This window comes from Butyrivibrio sp. (assembly GCF_017635265.1).
Lineage (GTDB): Bacteria > Bacillota > Clostridia > Lachnospirales > Lachnospiraceae > Butyrivibrio.
On the sequence record NZ_JAGBLU010000007.1, the window covers coordinates 1 to 16,568 of the forward strand.

The window sequence follows — 16,568 nt, forward strand, 5'->3', positions numbered from 1 at the left end:
ACACTGCTACGAAGACACTCGCCGGGAACGTGCTTTTTGTCCGCTGGCAATGTGCCATCATCCAAAATCAATCTCTTTTATCTTGCCGTCATTACCGAAATCAACTCGTTGTTAGCACCGCGCCCAATTCGCCGTTTGACAGAATATATACTGAGCCATTTATTTTTTCTGTTCAGTTTTCTAAGCCTTTTATCACTTTCCCTAATTAATGAACCGAATTTTTCATTACTCGTGTTTATCTTTTCCTGTATGTAAGCCATTTGTTTTTCATAATCTGATATGGATATATTTCCTTTTTCGTACTCCAGTTCTTCTTTTATTCCCTCGGCTGCATATATCTTACATTCTTCAAGTATTGCTCTGGCTCTGTCCCTGTATTCCTCTTTTACCATTTCCTTCATACCGGACAGTTTTTCCTTTTCAATCATGTCAAGCACCGACAGAGCTTTTTCCTTCTCCATGGTAATGACTTTCATTACTTCATCATATAATTCTTTAAACCCGATGATCTTTTTCTTATGTTGCCTGAATCGGAAATATCTCTCTTCTTTTTTGTCATCTGCTGTCCTAAGGATGAGCTTTTCCCCGTTATCCTTATAATAAATAAGATCTGTAAACGGATTAAAATATCTGTCATATGAATCATTTGACTTTTTCCTTTTGGTAATCTTATCCTTTGCCTTGTCAAACACACCCTGATCAATGATCTGAGGATATGTAAAAATGCCAAATATAGTTTCCACTGAACCACCGACGTATTTGATATTATCACGTATCCTTATAATGTTGTCACTTATCCAATGGTCAATAATTGTATCAGGCTTATTGATGTATACTCTGTGGGTATATTTCCCGGGGCATTCTATATTTTCTGCATTAAGGATATCCGCAATCTTCTTTGGCTTCATGCCAGAACCAATCATCCAAAAGATCCGTCGAACTATTTCCGCAGCGTACTCATCTACTTCTATGTTTTTTCTATCCTTCGAAAGCCTGTACCCGTAACACTCCATCAAGGCTGGGATTATTCTGCTGTTAGAATCCTCTGTCTTTCTTCTTTCGATTGTATTTATCATTGAAGCCTGTGTTGTCTTTGCCATAAAATACTCTTTTAACGTCTCATAATCTTCATCCCTGCTGTCCACGTTATCGTCAGTTATTATGAATTGGATACCGGCGACAAAAAATGTTTCCAAAAGAAGGAATCTGGCTTCAGATACGCTTTTCCCGCACCGGTATATGCTCTCCAGAAGTACAAGATTAACTTTCCCGGCAATCCCATCCTCTTTTAATTTTACAAAACCTTTATCAGCATCCGGATCATCACTTTTATCTTCATAAAAAGCATCTATCTTAAGCGAATGTTCTTTTGCATAATCCCTGAGTCTGTCATTCTGTTCTTTGATAGGAACCGGATTTTCATTATCAACAACAGATAATCTTCTTGAATAAACAACACATTTCATACCTGCCTCCTTATGCATTGATTGCTGCCATGAGGAACTCATTTATCTCGTCATGGTGGCGGAAAACACATACCACACTTTTATCTGCCCTTACCTCAACTTTTTCCAACAGCCTTATACAGCATCTTCTGTTCAGTTCCTTGATACCCTTTTCTGACAGAAACTCCTTTATCCAGCTTTTCTGAGCACTTGCAAGAGAGACAAGCTCATTTCTTTTGTTTTCATTTTCCATCACTTTTTCAGATAGATCAGCGAGCTTTTCTGCAAACCTCCGGTTAATCTCCATATATTCATTTTTATCTACTATACCTTCAAGATAATCCATATACAGACGTACTTTCATTTTAGAGATCTTTTCTATCTCTTGCTTCTGCTCACTGATCTGACTATCTAAAAGCTTAAGCGCCACATTATTCTTCGGAATTTCTTCTAAGCTTTTAAACTTTTCATTTGCCTCATCAATCTGTTTACTGATGCGTCTGATGGTTACAAGCACCGACGCTTTCAGCTTATCTTCACTTATTATATGTGAAGAACAACTATTCCCACTCTTATAGGTGGAGCAATGATAATAATAGTATTTCTTGTCATTTCTGGTTATGCTTCTCATTACCATGTTCTGCCCACAGTCAGCACATTTAACAAGTCCTCCAAGTATATGCACCTTGCCATCTGATAAAGAAGCCCTTGTATCAAGGTTTTCAAGCCTTCTTACCTCTTCAAAAACGTTTTCTGATATAATCGGATCATGCATATACGGAACTACTATCCACTGCTCCCTCGGAAGCTTCACTGATTTTCTGATCTTATAATTGACCTTTTTTGTTTTACCCTGTACAATGCATCCAGTATAAAGCCTGTTATTAAGAATCATCCTAACTGTATTAGGTTGCCATATTGATTTTATTGATGCCTTTAATCCGCAATAATAATTCATTCCATGCATCCTCTTATATTCAGTGGGTGTGACTATTGCATACTGGTTCAGTTTCTTGGCTATCTCATCAGCACTGTATCCATCAAGCCTCAGATTGAATATCATTTCCACAACTTTAGCTGCAGCCTCATCTATAATCAGATGATTATGGTCTTTCTCATCTTTCATGTAACCATAAGCAGCAAAGCTTCCTATGAACATGCCTTTTTTCCTCTTTACATCCAACTGGCTTCTGACCTTCATTGACATATCACGGCAGTATGCATCGTTAATAAGATTCTTGAAAGGTATTATCAGCTGATCAGTTTTACTATCTTCGCTGATGCTGTCATAATTATCAACGACTGATATCAATCTTATACCAAGCGTCGGAAATATCTTAGTCATCAGCCGGCCCATCTCGATATAATTTCTTCCGAGCCTTGACAGATCCTTGACTATTACGCAGTTTATGTCTCCTTCGTTTATTCTGGCCATCAGACTTTTAAAGCCCGGTCTTTCAAAGTTTGTACCACTGTATCCGTCATCACTGAATTCTTCATCTATAGTAAAGCCATGGCTCTTAGCATAATCGTTTATAATAAGTCTCTGATTTTTGATACTGTCGCTTTCTGCCTTGTCTCCGTCATCACGAGACAACCTTAAGTATCCAGCTGCTCTCAGTTTATTTTTCACTGCTAGTCTCCTCCGAGGACTGCTTCCTTTAAGATATCAGCAAGGGATCTCGTTCCCGAAAACTTAACGCTGACAACTATTCCGTCACATAAATAACAATATGGATTCTTTATCCTTTTGATGTAATCGATTATCCTTTCAAGCGGTGGAAGCGACTCATCCGGTTCAACATACATTATGTCTACAAGTGTGCTTCTATCCACTTTCCTGTAATCTTCCCTGCTTAAGCGTTCCAGCTCTTTCTGTAATTCCAAAATATCCTCCCTACTGGGATTCTTTGCATTGATTCTTTCAATTATGTCGCTCATAGGCACCTCCGTGTATACTTTATATAATACATACCGTTAAGGTGCCGTTTTACAAGTGTTCTATGAAGCAATTTTCATTTTATTGATTATATTTTACTTCTTATTCCGAGCAATTATTAACAGTTCTCATTTGTGAACCTTTGTGCTTATTATAAGTTCTCAATTGTGAACTGTCAAGAGTTTTTTGAAATTTTAGTTCACAAATGGCAACCAATATGTTATAATCAATTTCAATCCAATAAAATACAAAGATAGGAGTTAACATAAATGAATAATAATCAACTTCCACGGCTCATAAAGCTTTACAGAGGTCTGCGCAATATGTCGCAAAAAGATTTAAGCGATGCTTCGGGTATTCCTGTCAACAACCTTAAAAAATATGAAAATGAATATCGCAATCCCAAGATTGAACAGATTCAGATTATCGCAAAGGCTCTTAATGTAAGCCTTAATGCATTTACAGAAAACAGTGTTACCGACGTTGGCGACATTATGGCTTATATCATTGCCCTTGATGAACAGACTGACTTTACCATCAACTGCGAAAAAGATGATGACGGAAACTATCTTCCAGAGACAATGTCTTTTTCCTTTAATGATGTTAATATAAATAAACGAATTGCTGATTACCTAAAATATAAAGAATCGAATGACAATGCAACTGATCAGGATGAGAAATATCAGTTCTATCTCAACAATATTGATAACAATATTGACAACTAAAAAAGGCCTTGAAAGATATTGATTTACAATACTTTCAAGGTCATTTTACATTTTTACGGTTAATATCTTGTACCAAACTATTATGGCTTTTCTATCTCGTATTCATCGAAAAGATTCTTTTGAATAAATCCCATCGCTTCCAATTGTTCAAGACTCTTTTCGATATCTTCATTTTTAAATCTATTATGTTTATCTTCCGACCAGTTTGCAAATTCTTGTACTACATCGTCTTTTTTGATCTTTTGCTCATCCTTGATCAAAAACAATGCTGTAGCCATTCCTTCAAGCAAATGATCATCTTGAACATCGTTCACAACAGACAGTGCACGATCAGAAGCTTCCTTCAATCTATCTAACCGTGAATCTGTTCTTTTAGAACAGATCACTCTATAGATTGCCTTATATGTTTCATAAGAGTTTTTGTAACCATGTTGTTTCTGGTAATCACCCATTCTTTCTGCTGCACTATACAACATTTTTGAATACGGACCATACTTTCCTCTCGAGAAACTATATATCGAACTTCCGGCAAAATAATTAGTGAAATAAAGTGTTTTCTGAAATCTCAGTGATGTTACATTTTGCAGTTGTCCCCTTATGTATAAGAGTAACAAATCTTCAGCATTCATATCCTTCTCGCTTATAGTAGATATTTTGCCGCCAGGTTCATACACATATACATTACAATCAAGGTCTTTTAATGCTTCTTCTATTCTGACCTTAACATCGTTCCATTTAAGGCCCCCATTTCCACAACCCAAAGGCGGAATAGCTATATCCTTGATATTATTCTTTATTATTTCTGACTTTAATGCCTGAAGTCCCTCATCGATATATTCCATCCTTGAAGGCTCCCGCCACTTATCTTTTGTTGGAAAGTTCACTATCAACAATCCTTTTTCCAGATAAGTCAATACTGTACCTGGACGAAGTGTCTTTCTGTCACATGCTTCTATGTATGCTTTATTATTGTCAGGGAAGCGAAGCTTGAACTGATAAGCTATCCCCTTTCCCATGAATCCTTCACAATTCACGGTATTAACTAAACATTTAGCATTTGATTCAAAAATATCTCCACTTTTATAGATTATCATTGAGCTTCCTCCTTCCTGCCTTAATTAAGAACTATTTTAAAAGAATTCCCTCATAACACTTACATACGGCGGATGTTCTTTTATCCCTGCATCCCAAAATAGCTGTTCAACATACTCTCTTGTCCAATCGTCTTTAACATATACACATTGGATCAGAGGTGCCGGAAGCGGTTTGTCAGACAAGCATTCTGCCATCTTTACGCACTTGCTGTATGTATCATTAGTACCGGTTTTTTCCATAGTATCCCAATCTATCTTAGCAATGCCTTCAGCATAATCATATAACACACATTCTTCCTGTGATAACGGATGTTTGATCAGTACCTTATATCCGGCAACTTCAGCGAGTTCTCTTCTTATTGTAACATAAACAAACTTTGTATCAGGCTTAGAACTCTTAACCGCAACATCAAATGCCGAATAAGGATGAAAATGAAAAGGAACATAGCCATCCAATCCAAGTTCTTCTCTCTTTGAAATAATTTCAGCATCAGCTATATCATTATACTTTATATTTTGGCTTTTTACCTGTTTTCTTGATAGCAACCCATATTTTACAATGCTTTCCATGTTATCAAGGGTAGTCAGATGATACAAAAGCTTTTTATTACGAACACCTTCTAAGCCCATGGTCATGCTCCTTATCTAAAACGCTTTAGCATTAATCATTTTGGTACATTACACACATATATTATATCCTAAATGCACAATAAAATCAACTCCATTGTTGATTGGGGCTTAGCCGTGAGCTATTTCTAACCCATTATAAAGTCAATATTATTCCCCTGTCTTACTGCTCATCAAATGAAAAAGGCATATCATCAGCCTTCCTAACAATATGCCCATCAAATCATTATTATATCCCCGGACAGACTCGAACTGTCAATACCCGGTTCGTAGCCGAGCGGTTTATCCAATTAGCCTACGGGGACTTACGTTCCGCATGGGACTCGAACCCACATTAGGGGCTTAGAAGGCCTCTGGTCTATCCTATTGACCTAACGGAACTTACGGCTCTGATGGGGTTCGAACCCATACCGCAGGATTCAAATTCCTGAGTGCTTCCATTACACTACAGAGCAAGAATTACAGCCTCGGAAGGAATCGAACCTCCATCTCCTGAGTCAGAATCAGACGTGATACCCTTACACTACAAGGCTAGACGTGGGCAATGAGACTCGAACTCATACGCCGGCGGTCCCGGCTACTCACAGTTTAGCAAACTGCTGCCTTACCAATTAGGCTTATACCCACATAAACAGGATGGCAGGGATTTGAACCCCAACGAACAGTTTTGGAGACTGTCATGCTGCCGTTACATCACCACCCCATAGAGACATCGGTGGGATTCGAACCCACGAATACCGGTTTTGCAGACCGGCCTCTTAAACCAGACTTGAGCACGATGTCATACGCCGTGCACAGGATTCGAACCTGCAAGCCCTTTCGGGCCAACGGTTTTCAAGACCGCTCCCTCACCACCCGGACACACGGCAAAATAAAAAGCGCTGTACAGATCATGTGTCCATACAGCGCTGATTTCATTACAAAGCTATAGTCCACCTATAGCCTAAGAAACATTACCATATCCGACACAATCAAATCTGCATGCTGGCTGCACCACTGTCTCTGCGAACACTGGCGTGACTGTCTGCGACTGGATTGTGACCTGAATATAGTCTTCATTTCTTTTTACTCCTCTGTTTTCAACAAATACTTATTGCTTACAACTTTCATGGAAAGCGCTCCGCTTATCCTTTCATTAAATACCGGCTCTGTCGGTCTTATTACTATTCCCTCCTTTTTTCCACCCTTCGGATAATCTCCGTCAGCTCTTTCTAAAAGGGCTTCTACCGTCGGATATTTAGAAGGAAGATCAACACCGATTTCCTCAATCGGTACCATCTGCAGATTCAATGATTCACATATCTCCTGCATCTTTTTTAATCCGAGTCTCTTACCATCCAGACGGATTGTGAATACATACCACTCTGGACGGGACAACTTCAATCTGTTTTTCTGAATGCCCGGAGCACACAGCTCACCCTGAATTGTGAGCAGATGTAATCCATTCTCTTCATAGTATTTACGGACTTTCTCTTCAATACCATCCCGCTTTACCAACTCATAAAAAGCACTCTTTCCGTCATCCTTATATTCATAATTATGACCTGTCACATGAAAGCCTTCTTCGTCTATAGAAACAGAATGTGAAGATCCATCCATCTTGGTACTGATATAATATTTCAATCCGGCAAAGTCCGCGATAAGATCCGGCTCTGCCTGAACTCTTGTTTCGTCCGTATGAGGAACATCAAGCGGCAGATTTCCAATCACGGTACCTCCCGTGGTCACTTTTTCCTCAATTTCCCATTTTTTCACTCCAAGTATCTCGGTTACATCCGCTCCAAGTGCTATGTTCTCTGGTATTTCAGGGAAAGCACTGATTGGAAGCAGCAACCCCTGGGAAAACTGTCCTCTGAATTTCATAGTGCGAAGCCTGAATCCTTCGCCCATCACATCAGTTTTCCTATAGCTTGAAGAACGCATGAATTCAAACTCGTCTCTTATAGGCAGGAAGCTGTCGATTTCAAAATATACAGCAGTATCCATCGGCTTAAACTGTCCTTTATTTACCACACACTGCCAGCCAAGGACATATGCCAGTTCTATTCTGTCTGCCCCTTCAATCGGTTCTATCTTCCAGATTCTTTGTATGCTTGCAAGTTTTCTCATTGTTTAATCCTTTCTCAGATATTTTTTCTCTGTTGCCCCGTCTATAGTAAGCCTGTGGATATCTTTTGTATCAGACAAAAGACCTTTCTTAATCATATTCCCAAGGCTTACAGGCGTGTACCCGCATACATCGGATGCAAGGTTTATATGCGTCTTCGTGCTTTTTCCATTATGGACATGTCCGTGGATATTAACGCACCACTCCTCAAGTCCGTAGACTGGCTCGTGCGATAACAGTATCCTGTCTGCAATAAAAAGTGGCCCCGGATACACTTCGTCAAAATACGGTTCAAATCTTTTTACCGACTGGTCGTGATTTCCGAGCAGCAGGACCTTATATGCGGGAATCTGCTTCATATACTCAGGATTACCGACATCACCGAGATGTATCAGCGTATCATTTTTGTGAACCATATTTTTGATGATTTTTATGGCTTCATCAGGTGCCAGCCAGTCAGAATTCATAAGCATGCAGTCCTCATCTTCGAAATGAGTATCTGAAATGATATAGACCGAACCCTTCTCCGACCATTTCTGGAATGTTTTGTAAAGTGATTTAATCATTATTTTTTACCTCTATATATTTAATGGTTGCAAAGGAGGGAATCGAACCCTCATTCTGCGGGTATGAACCGCACATCCTAGCCGTTAGATGACCTTGCAATAAACCGAGCGATGGGACTCGAACCCACAACCACATGATCCCAAATCACGCAATCTACCAATTGAAATACGCCCGGAAGAATACTTGAACATTATTCTTCCTCGGGTCGGTCCTTAATTGTCCTTATCCGTTTCATATATTTTTACCTTCTTTCCTAAAAGTGTATCGCTCAGGTTATACGCTGAAGCATACCCGTGGCGGGACTTGAACCCGCAACCTTCTGATTAGGAGTCAGTTGCTCTGCCAATTGAGCCACACGGATGCAGTAGTTTGTTTAACCACTCTCCTGCACCCGATGGGACTTGAACCCACATCTTACTGATTAAAAGTCAGCCATTCTACCATTAAACTACGAGTGCTAAAGTTTCTTCTCCTTCGGAGAGGGTTTTCGTTTCTGCTTTCGCATTTGTTTTTCCTCCGTTTCTTTATTATTATAACGAACCTTGCGGGATTCGAACCCGCGATCTCCTGATAGACAGTCAGGTGGATTAAGCCGCTATCCTAAAGGTCCATATTGCAGGAACGGGATTTGAACCCGTACAATCAGCTTATGAGGCTGACAACCTTCCGTTAGTAGATCCTGCGATAACTGTCATGAATCCATGACGAATGGATGGGGTAAGACTTGAACTTACAGGGGCCGAGGCCAACGGTTTTACAGACCGCACCGCTACCAGTTACGGGCTACCCATCCTAGAGTAATCGTTGATAATAATAATCTTCAGTCATATCTGACACTTCCTTTCGTTTTTTTGTATGCCCCGAAAGAGATTCGAACTCTCACTTTTCGGAGCTTAAATCCGATGCCTCTTCCTGTTGGGCTATCGGGGCTGTGTATGACAGGACTCGAACCTGTACATTACTGCACTCTGAATACAGTTTCTCTGCCATTTGGAATACATACACATTGATACCCGAAGTGGGATTCGAACCCACACTGTCAGCATCCTTAATGCTGTATCTCTGCCAGTTGGAATACTCGGGCGTATCTGATGTCAGATTCGAACTGACAGAAAACGGGGTTTGAATCCGTCGCGTCTACCATTTGCGCCAATCAGATAAAAGTAAATTGTTAATAGTAGGGCGGGTGGGAATCGAACCCACGACACACGGCTTATAAGGCCGCCGCTCTCACCTCTGAGCTACCGCCCTGTAAATTGTTTACAAAGCGGAATACATATTCGGAACATAGTTTTTCTCCTTCATTCGTTTTAAGCTTCTACCCGGATTTGAACCAGGATACACTGATTACAGGTCAGTAGTCCTACCATTGGACGACAGAAGCATTAAGTCGATAACGGGACTCGAACCCGTAATATCTGCTTGGAAGGCAGAGATGTTGCCAATTACACTATATCGACATGTGCGGGATAAAAGAAGTGCCTGTTTTCTCTTATCCCTGATTGTAATTATTTGTGCCACCTATAAAGGCTTGCAGCTCGTAGCGGGCTCGAACCGCTATCTCCGGATTGAGGGTCCGGTCTCCTGGCCAGTTAGAGGAACGAGCCATAGTGATCCGTAGGGGAGTTGAACCCGCTATCCCGAGGATGAAAACCTCGTGTCCTATCCACTAGACTAACGGACCGGGGTGACTGGGCGGAATCGAACCGATAGAGCTGCTCCACAAGCCGCCGTTCTGCCGCCCGCCTACAGTCACAGTACGCGGGAAGGGACTCGAACCCATAGCTTCCTTCTTGTAAGGGAGGCACTCTGCCAGTTGAGTTACCCACGTATGACAGTCTACTTTTGGTAATCTTATTGGTGCAGACCAGACCTCACCGAATACAGTTGTCGCTCACAAGACGCTTACACTACGCGGAATGATTACCGCACCAGCCGCAGGGCCTCATCCCCGCCTGTTATATCCTGTCAATTCAGGCATTACATCGGTTGAAGTACGGACTATAAGACTTGCACTTATGACCTTCTCCTTATCAGAGAGATGCTCTGCTGGCTGAGCTAAGTCCGTATATAACGGAAACTCCCCAAGTGCCTGGTTTGAAGAATTTCCTGATTGTTTCAGTTTTATCTTGTCTAGCAACTACGTCCGGTCACCATTTTTTCTTTCGGGATTTTCCGGATTAAACAACAAACTGTGTGGATCGCACGGGATTTGAACCCGTAACTTCCTCCTTGCAAGGGAGGCACTCTCCCATTGAGTTAGCAACCCATTTAATCAGATGGGCGGTCAGGGTATCGAACCCTGCTCTCCGGATCTTCAGTCCGGCGCTTTCACCTGATTAGCTTACCGCCCTTATGGCGGCTAAATCGTATCTTCATAACACGATGTCCTTTCTTATTATTCTTCAGTAAAGGAGTGCCTGTTTCCTTTACTGAAAAGCTCCCGCAACAGGACTTGAACCTGTAGCCTTCCAGTTAACAGCCGGTCGCTCCACCAATTGAGCTATGCGGAAATAAAAAATCGCCTGTAAGCTTTTACCTACAGACGATCACGTATAAAGATATAATGTTACAGAATATCTCTAACATCGCAATCGTCCCCCGGTATGTTCTATTCCTTCTTCGGATATTATGCCCAGATCGAGTGTGAATAGATAGTCCACGGGCGCATTATAGGTGCGCTGAATCGGGCATGACAAACTAAACATATGCTTCGCATACGCTTTAGCTGTTAAGTTCTGTTTTTGCCATCTCGTCCTGAACATTTTTGTTTCCTTTCATTTTTTTAGGTTTGCTGCAGTCCTTATCTCTGCAGCATCGGTTTCTGATTTTGGGTATAAAAAAACACCCGTCAATTATCTCAATAAGAACACACGCTCCCTCATATATGAGGTATTAACGCTATGAACTTATGGATAAAAGAACAGGCACTTCCTTTCATCTGGTCAATACTTTAACACAAGTCAAATACAATGTCAATACATTTCTTCAAAAATTTTCAAAAAACTTTTTCAGTAACTTTTTTCACCTATAGGAAGAACATATCTGCGATCCTGCTCGGCATTCCTGATCATGTTGAACAGATGGAAGTAATGCGCAGAAACACTTTCCAGCTGGTTCTCAGCATTATACTCACCTGCTGCAATTTCTCTATCTTTCGCCGTTGCCTTAATCAACATTTTCTTTGGCACGCTCTCATCTGCCTCAATGGAATACTCGATTTCGTTCATCCTCCAGTAGATTTCTGTCAACAAGTTAATACCATTTGCATCAATCACAAACCATAAGGTATCAGCATCAAATGTTCCGTATCCGTTTGCTGTATCTGCCGCCAGATACACTGCAAGTACATCTTCAGCATCCGCCTTTTCACCCTCTATCTGATAGCTCTCGCATCCAGCATTCCGTCCTATATCAACCAGTGATATAATCTTATTCTCATACTGCTTTTCAAGGTCCGAATACACAGACTCATAGGAATACATCCCAATCCTTCCTACTTCTGAATCATCTCCATTCGTATCAGAGGCGACCATGCTGACTACTGTAGCTATGAGAACGACCACTACAACAATCGCTATGATGATCCCGGCAATCGAGCTTACCGCAACAACAACCAGACTTAAGGCCGCGGTTACGACAAGCAGAGCAAGTTTGACAGCGATTTTAACTGCCATCAAGGTCATAGCTATCATCTTTATCATAAGCGAAAGTGCTATTTGTGCAGAACTGTTAAGATTCTCCTGCCCGCCTGGCTGTATATCATTTACTGTGCTTATCGCAATAGTTCTTGTCACGGTATTTCCTAAATGCCTACTATTTCTTCGCTTCCTTCCAGAGATTATGCCCGACTTCTTACTGACAAGACTTTTATTAGAAGTCCCATCATCCGTTACAGACTGTTTCCTGATCATCCCTTTCCTTACCTTCGTTTGTCGGTATCTCTGATAACTTCCAAGAGAAAATGTATTCAGCATTGCTGCACCGGATTTTTTCACCGAGTCAATGCCTGCCCTCACAAGTTTCCGTCTTGCCTGTGTAATAGCTTCATCTATCCTTTCATACCTGCTCTTTGGCAAAAGTTTACCTCTACAGCTTTTCTGTTCTCCCTGAGCGGTAATAACTCTGTTCACAGCGTAGGAAAGGTCACCTTTTTGATAACTTTCTCTCTTATATATATGAAAACCATCGTTTCTTCTGATTATATTATCACCCATTTCACTCTCACCATTCCTTTTAATCACAGAAAAACAGCCGCAAAAGGCATAATAAAGTCTCCTGTGGCTGATTATCTGCAATAATCACTCTTTTAAATCATTCTCTTGGTCTTGTACTGATCATCTTATACAGTTCGGAATCCTTAGGATAGCTGTTTGAGAACGGCACAAGTGCTCCGGTCTCATTTATATATATTAGCCCTTTGCCATAAGTGACATTAGTAACATATTCAAGCTGCTCCGGCGATACCTGGAAAAGCGTGTAAAGGTTGTCAGATTCGTCTGAATGCTGGTTCATTATGATCACAAACTGTGAGTTCTTAATTGTAACCCTTGCCGATTCGCTGAGTCCGAAATCACTTGCATTCTGAAGAATACCGCAACAGCCGGCACCATACTTTCTTACCCTCCGCCAGAGCCTTGACAGATACTGGGCAGAGTATTCATGTCCGAACAGAAGACTGATCTCGTCAATGAAAATGTAGGTCAGTCTTCCATTCTCGCGGTTCCTTGTGATCCGGTTCCATATGTTGTCAAGCACGATAAGCATACCTGCCGGACGAAGCTGTTCCGACATGCTTCTGATGTTATAACATGTCACACGGTTGTTTATATTTACATTTGACTGTGTGGCAAATACATTCAGGGATCCAACGACAAACAGTTCAAGCTCCAGAGCTGTTGTTGCCGCCTCTGGCTCAGGCTGTCGTTTTATCTCGTTATAAAGGTCAAGCATAGTAGGTGGTGTGCCCTTAAACCCGGCATTAACATATGGACGAAAGATATTCTGTACGCATCTGCTTATAATCGATTTCTTTCTCGCATTCATATTTGCACTGCCTATTATCTGCTCGCAGAGTGAAAGAACAAATTCAGCCTTGACCGTTACCGGTTCCTCGTCATCCCCGTAATACACACTGATATCCAGCGGGTTGATCCTTGTCTGGCTTGTAGATGAAATGTTGACCACTGTACCATCCAGAGCCTTCACCACTTCTGCATACTCCGCATCGGGATCGATGATAATGATATCAATATCCGGGTTAGTTAAGAAGTTCTGCACGATAATCTCTTTGGTCAGGAAACTTTTGCCCGAACCGGTGGAACCTATGACATAACTGTTATAGCTGTTATAAGACCATATGTTTATGGAAATAAGGTCATTACTGATCGCGTTCTCACCCAGATATATCCCGTCTTTCTGCTGCAGGTTCTGAACGGAGAACGGCATAAATCCGGCAACTTCTCTTGTTGTCAGCGTTCTGACCGGTGCAAAACGTCTAAGGCCACCAAATGGAAGCACCGTGTTGAGTGCCTGTATCTGTTGAAACTTGATTTTTGCCATTGTGAGCCCTACACCGGATGCAGAGTTGATAATCTCATGGGTATCATCCTCCAGCTTTTCCAGGGTATCTGCCATATGAACAAGAGTTATGCACACGCACATCATCATCTGGTTTGCACTGCCAAGGTCATCGGCAAAGCTCTGTATTCCACGCTTCTGTGTTTTGAACTGATACGGGATATCAAAAGGCACAACAGAATGCCTTGTCTGGTTCTGCTGCCATCTGGTTATATCAGTATCAATGCCGTCCATGATCCGGCTCACTCTTTTCTGTGCCTCCTCTACCGACACCGGATAGATATCCAGTGAAAGTATCACATTATTGCTAAGTCCTGTCAGCTTCTCGATTGTTTCATCATAAATCTTTGCGTTCGGATAGTCTTTTACATAAAGCACACGAGTAAATTTGTCACCGATTTTCAGATAATCATCCTTAACGCTTATCCCGTCAGGTGCTATATAGTCTTTGAAATCATGGCCTAGTTTTACTGCATTTTTTATCGAATAGACATATTGTTCCTCTTCTCCCGGACGGTAGAAATCATGGTATATTTTCAGTCGTTCATCTGCATTTAGAGCAGTTATGCCTGATCCAAGTTTACGGAATGCAGCAGAGAGTTCCTTTTCGCATTTGAGAAAATATGATTTCGCACTGTCCTCATCTCTTTTTTCGCAGCTGGCTGTGATATATTTCTCCTGACGCAGATTATTGATCTCATCAAGCTTTCCCTCGATTATCTCATTATGCTCCTTACGGTAAACATCATACTTGTCGCCCTTAAGCTTCATGCGGAACTGTTCTTCAATTTCATCCCTGAGCAGCTTACGGTTTATGACAGTTATCTTAGTCTGCTGTCCCACCTCAAAAGTGTTGAGACATTCCATATAGAGTTTATGCATGATTTCTTTTGAATCACCGCTTGCTGCTGAATAGTTGATATCCTTTAGGGCAAACATCTTTGTATAGATTCCGTCGCCCATATATGCCATGCCGTCCTTATAAAGAACCTTTACCGGAATGACATCCTGCACATAGCGCGGGATCTTAAAGCTTTCGATTTCTTTCTTCTTCGCCACTGTTCTCACCTCTTCCCGAACGGCTTGTCATCGCCATACTTCATATCCTCATTGACCGCAGATGCCGGTCTCCCGCTCTTGATCTTCTCGATCTCTTCCCTGACAGATCTGCTCACCGGCACAGCCACGATTGTTTCACCCAGTTTCATAAAGACCTCCGGGCACTCAAATATCTTCCTGTACTTCTCTGCCTGAGCAGGCGTCAGGGAACCAAAGTTATCCCTCGTCAGTCCGACTATAAGGAACGTGCCTGCAATTATATCCCTGTAATCGGTGCCTTCGTATCTTATCTCGCGGTTAAGCCTCATCCCGCGAAGCTTCCCCTCATCGTTGCATATGATCCCCACCTTCTCGGTGAACGGATATGTGCATTCGATCGGTCCGTCCAGAATCTTTCTCAGATAGTTATAATCGTTCGGTATCTCTGTGATATATGCCTCTTTGTCTGGGACACATACCACTACTCTCATCATCTTAGCCATTGCTGCCACCTCCTTGATTCAATCATATTTTCTTCTTGCAGACTTCCGATTCGCTCCCGTCCTTCTCTCTGCTCTTAAAGGCTTCGATTTCAGACCGTACCGATCTTCCGTCTGCTTTTTCGTGCATATAAATGATATTTTCGATCTTCTCCTTCAGCACCTCAGCCGGATCATCAAACCTTACCCGCTCCGACTTCCACGACTTATGCGTATCGTTGATGGCATTCACCAGCTTTATGCCCTTTGCCGGCGGTTCCCATGCATTGAGATTGATAGTGTAATCATCGAGAAGGAAATCATCCTCCCTCAGATCGATTGCACCCGCCTTGTCGGTTCCGCATGGCACAAATATCCGGTGCGTCTTATCAATTCCCGGCAGATACCTGTCGATCCAGACATTCTTTTCGTCAAGAGCATATTCGCTGTCAGTCAGATAGGCCGAGAGAATAAAGACCTCGATGTCCTCATTCTCCAGCACTATCCGGTTTACTGCCTCGACCACGTTTTCATGCGGTCTCAGGTAAAAAAAATAGCCCTCTTCATAAAGGGTTTCTAAAGTGTCAACTATACGGAACTCTGCTAATGTCCCGTCCATATCTACAAAAAGCCGTGTTTTATGTTCTTTATTCATAACGTACTCCTTTCTCGCAATAAAAAAGACCGCGGTTTTTCCACGGTCAAATTTTGAGTTTAATATTGACATGTTCCTAAAAAAGTAGTATTATTGAGCATAGGAAAAGGCACTACCTCATAGACGGTTAGCCCTTGAACTTAGTGATTAAAAAATAACCGCATTCAATTGGTGATATGTACCCAGAATCCTGGACACATATTTATTAACTAGACTGAACACATGGATGCTATCCTGTATTGTACAGGTGGCATCCATTTTGTTTTTGCCTGAATTCTTTTATTATTGTAGTAATCTATATACTCTTCCATA

Annotated in this window: 13 protein-coding genes and 29 tRNA genes; 1 reads left to right on the top strand and 41 read right to left on the bottom strand. The window is 41.5% G+C overall.

From position 1 onward, the window contains the following. Positions 1-77: 77 nt before the first annotated feature. From J6O61_RS01245 to J6O61_RS01255, 3 genes are read right to left on the bottom strand one after another with little or no spacing between them, the layout of a single operon-like run. Positions 78-1,466: a recombinase family protein gene (locus J6O61_RS01245; RefSeq protein ID WP_292208641.1), complete on the bottom strand. Its 1,389-nt coding sequence runs from the start codon at positions 1,464-1,466 to the stop codon at positions 78-80. 10 nt (positions 1,467-1,476) lie between these two features. Beyond that, positions 1,477-3,078 carry a recombinase family protein gene (locus J6O61_RS01250; RefSeq protein ID WP_292208644.1) on the bottom strand — a complete coding sequence of 534 codons (1,602 nt, stop codon included), beginning with the start codon at positions 3,076-3,078 and terminating at the stop codon, positions 1,477-1,479. A gap of 2 nt (positions 3,079-3,080) precedes the next feature. After that, positions 3,081-3,386, bottom strand: coding sequence for a DUF6870 family protein (locus tag J6O61_RS01255; RefSeq protein WP_292208646.1), 306 nt, complete (start codon positions 3,384-3,386; stop codon positions 3,081-3,083). A 267-nt stretch (positions 3,387-3,653) separates the two neighbouring features. Here J6O61_RS01255 and J6O61_RS01260 point away from each other — a divergent pair, with 267 nt between their 5' ends. Continuing rightward, on the top strand, positions 3,654-4,109 hold the full coding sequence (locus J6O61_RS01260) for a helix-turn-helix domain-containing protein (RefSeq protein ID WP_292208648.1): 456 nt from the start codon (positions 3,654-3,656) through the stop codon (positions 4,107-4,109). A gap of 80 nt (positions 4,110-4,189) precedes the next feature. Here the strand turns inward: J6O61_RS01260 and darG are convergent, their stop codons facing one another. The 38 genes from darG to J6O61_RS01450 all read right to left on the bottom strand — a co-directional run bounded on the left by darG (position 4,190) and on the right by J6O61_RS01450 (position 16,567). Beyond that, positions 4,190-5,203: a type II toxin-antitoxin system antitoxin DNA ADP-ribosyl glycohydrolase DarG gene (gene darG, locus J6O61_RS01265; RefSeq protein WP_292208651.1), complete on the bottom strand. Its 1,014-nt coding sequence runs from the start codon at positions 5,201-5,203 to the stop codon at positions 4,190-4,192. A gap of 36 nt (positions 5,204-5,239) precedes the next feature. Then, complete coding sequence (locus J6O61_RS01270; protein WP_292208654.1) at positions 5,240-5,833, bottom strand: DarT ssDNA thymidine ADP-ribosyltransferase family protein; 594 nt, start codon at positions 5,831-5,833, stop codon at positions 5,240-5,242. A gap of 229 nt (positions 5,834-6,062) precedes the next feature. Beyond that, positions 6,063-6,135, bottom strand: a tRNA-Arg gene (locus tag J6O61_RS01275). 3 nt (positions 6,136-6,138) lie between these two features. Further along, positions 6,139-6,211 (bottom strand) — tRNA-Arg (locus J6O61_RS01280). Between the two features lie 3 nt (positions 6,212-6,214). Beyond that, positions 6,215-6,284 (bottom strand) — tRNA-Gln (locus tag J6O61_RS01285). An 8-nt stretch (positions 6,285-6,292) separates the two neighbouring features. Further along, positions 6,293-6,363 (bottom strand) — tRNA-Gln (locus J6O61_RS01290). A gap of 3 nt (positions 6,364-6,366) precedes the next feature. Next, positions 6,367-6,457: transfer RNA gene (locus J6O61_RS01295), tRNA-Ser, on the bottom strand. Positions 6,458-6,462: 5 nt separating this feature from the next. After that, a tRNA-Trp gene (locus J6O61_RS01300) sits at positions 6,463-6,533 on the bottom strand. A 4-nt stretch (positions 6,534-6,537) separates the two neighbouring features. Continuing rightward, positions 6,538-6,613, bottom strand: a tRNA-Cys gene (locus tag J6O61_RS01305). 3 nt (positions 6,614-6,616) lie between these two features. Beyond that, positions 6,617-6,698, bottom strand: a tRNA-Ser gene (locus J6O61_RS01310). 197 nt (positions 6,699-6,895) lie between these two features. Next, a complete protein-coding gene (locus J6O61_RS01315; protein ID WP_292208656.1) occupies positions 6,896-7,939 on the bottom strand; it encodes an RNA ligase family protein in 1,044 nt (347 codons plus the stop codon). Between the two features lie 3 nt (positions 7,940-7,942). After that, positions 7,943-8,503 carry a metallophosphoesterase family protein gene (locus tag J6O61_RS01320; protein WP_292208658.1) on the bottom strand — a complete coding sequence of 187 codons (561 nt, stop codon included), beginning with the start codon at positions 8,501-8,503 and terminating at the stop codon, positions 7,943-7,945. 24 nt (positions 8,504-8,527) lie between these two features. Continuing rightward, positions 8,528-8,602: transfer RNA gene (locus J6O61_RS01325), tRNA-Met, on the bottom strand. A gap of 4 nt (positions 8,603-8,606) precedes the next feature. Next, positions 8,607-8,679, bottom strand: a tRNA-Pro gene (locus J6O61_RS01330). Between the two features lie 113 nt (positions 8,680-8,792). Then, a tRNA-Arg gene (locus tag J6O61_RS01335) sits at positions 8,793-8,865 on the bottom strand. Positions 8,866-8,890: 25 nt separating this feature from the next. After that, positions 8,891-8,962: transfer RNA gene (locus J6O61_RS01340), tRNA-Lys, on the bottom strand. 78 nt (positions 8,963-9,040) lie between these two features. After that, positions 9,041-9,114 (bottom strand) — tRNA-Asp (locus tag J6O61_RS01345). A gap of 3 nt (positions 9,115-9,117) precedes the next feature. Next, positions 9,118-9,188: transfer RNA gene (locus J6O61_RS01350), tRNA-Met, on the bottom strand. A gap of 25 nt (positions 9,189-9,213) precedes the next feature. Continuing rightward, positions 9,214-9,297 (bottom strand) — tRNA-Tyr (locus J6O61_RS01355). 63 nt (positions 9,298-9,360) lie between these two features. Next, positions 9,361-9,434, bottom strand: a tRNA-Leu gene (locus J6O61_RS01360). Then, positions 9,435-9,509 (bottom strand) — tRNA-Leu (locus J6O61_RS01365). Positions 9,510-9,514: 5 nt separating this feature from the next. Next, positions 9,515-9,588: transfer RNA gene (locus tag J6O61_RS01370), tRNA-Leu, on the bottom strand. Position 9,589: 1 nt separating this feature from the next. After that, a tRNA-Leu gene (locus J6O61_RS01375) sits at positions 9,590-9,663 on the bottom strand. 19 nt (positions 9,664-9,682) lie between these two features. Continuing rightward, a tRNA-Ile gene (locus tag J6O61_RS01380) sits at positions 9,683-9,755 on the bottom strand. Positions 9,756-9,817: 62 nt separating this feature from the next. Continuing rightward, positions 9,818-9,888: transfer RNA gene (locus J6O61_RS01385), tRNA-Thr, on the bottom strand. Positions 9,889-9,892: 4 nt separating this feature from the next. Further along, a tRNA-Gly gene (locus J6O61_RS01390) sits at positions 9,893-9,964 on the bottom strand. A gap of 74 nt (positions 9,965-10,038) precedes the next feature. Next, positions 10,039-10,111 (bottom strand) — tRNA-Glu (locus J6O61_RS01395). 4 nt (positions 10,112-10,115) lie between these two features. Then, a tRNA-Glu gene (locus tag J6O61_RS01400) sits at positions 10,116-10,188 on the bottom strand. A 74-nt stretch (positions 10,189-10,262) separates the two neighbouring features. Beyond that, positions 10,263-10,335: transfer RNA gene (locus J6O61_RS01405), tRNA-Val, on the bottom strand. A gap of 164 nt (positions 10,336-10,499) precedes the next feature. Then, positions 10,500-10,572 (bottom strand) — tRNA-Ile (locus tag J6O61_RS01410). Between the two features lie 129 nt (positions 10,573-10,701). Continuing rightward, positions 10,702-10,773: transfer RNA gene (locus J6O61_RS01415), tRNA-Ala, on the bottom strand. Positions 10,774-10,784: 11 nt separating this feature from the next. Beyond that, positions 10,785-10,857, bottom strand: a tRNA-Phe gene (locus J6O61_RS01420). Positions 10,858-10,944: 87 nt separating this feature from the next. Then, positions 10,945-11,017, bottom strand: a tRNA-Asn gene (locus J6O61_RS01425). 498 nt (positions 11,018-11,515) lie between these two features. After that, the gene (locus J6O61_RS01430; RefSeq protein WP_292208661.1) at positions 11,516-12,721 is read right to left on the bottom strand and encodes a hypothetical protein; all 1,206 of its coding nucleotides are present in this window, start codon (positions 12,719-12,721) and stop codon (positions 11,516-11,518) included. A gap of 97 nt (positions 12,722-12,818) precedes the next feature. Then, entirely contained in the window at positions 12,819-15,143 is a 2,325-nt protein-coding gene (locus J6O61_RS01435; protein ID WP_292208663.1) for a VirB4-like conjugal transfer ATPase, CD1110 family, read from the bottom strand. A gap of 5 nt (positions 15,144-15,148) precedes the next feature. After that, a complete protein-coding gene (locus J6O61_RS01440; RefSeq protein WP_292208666.1) occupies positions 15,149-15,625 on the bottom strand; it encodes a DUF3846 domain-containing protein in 477 nt (158 codons plus the stop codon). 22 nt (positions 15,626-15,647) lie between these two features. Beyond that, positions 15,648-16,256 (bottom strand): 5' nucleotidase, NT5C type, encoded by a 609-nt coding sequence (locus J6O61_RS01445; protein WP_292208668.1) that lies wholly within the window; start codon positions 16,254-16,256, stop codon positions 15,648-15,650. A gap of 209 nt (positions 16,257-16,465) precedes the next feature. Then, complete coding sequence (locus tag J6O61_RS01450; RefSeq protein WP_292208670.1) at positions 16,466-16,567, bottom strand: IS3 family transposase; 102 nt, start codon at positions 16,565-16,567, stop codon at positions 16,466-16,468. Between the last annotated feature and the right edge of the window lies 1 nt (position 16,568).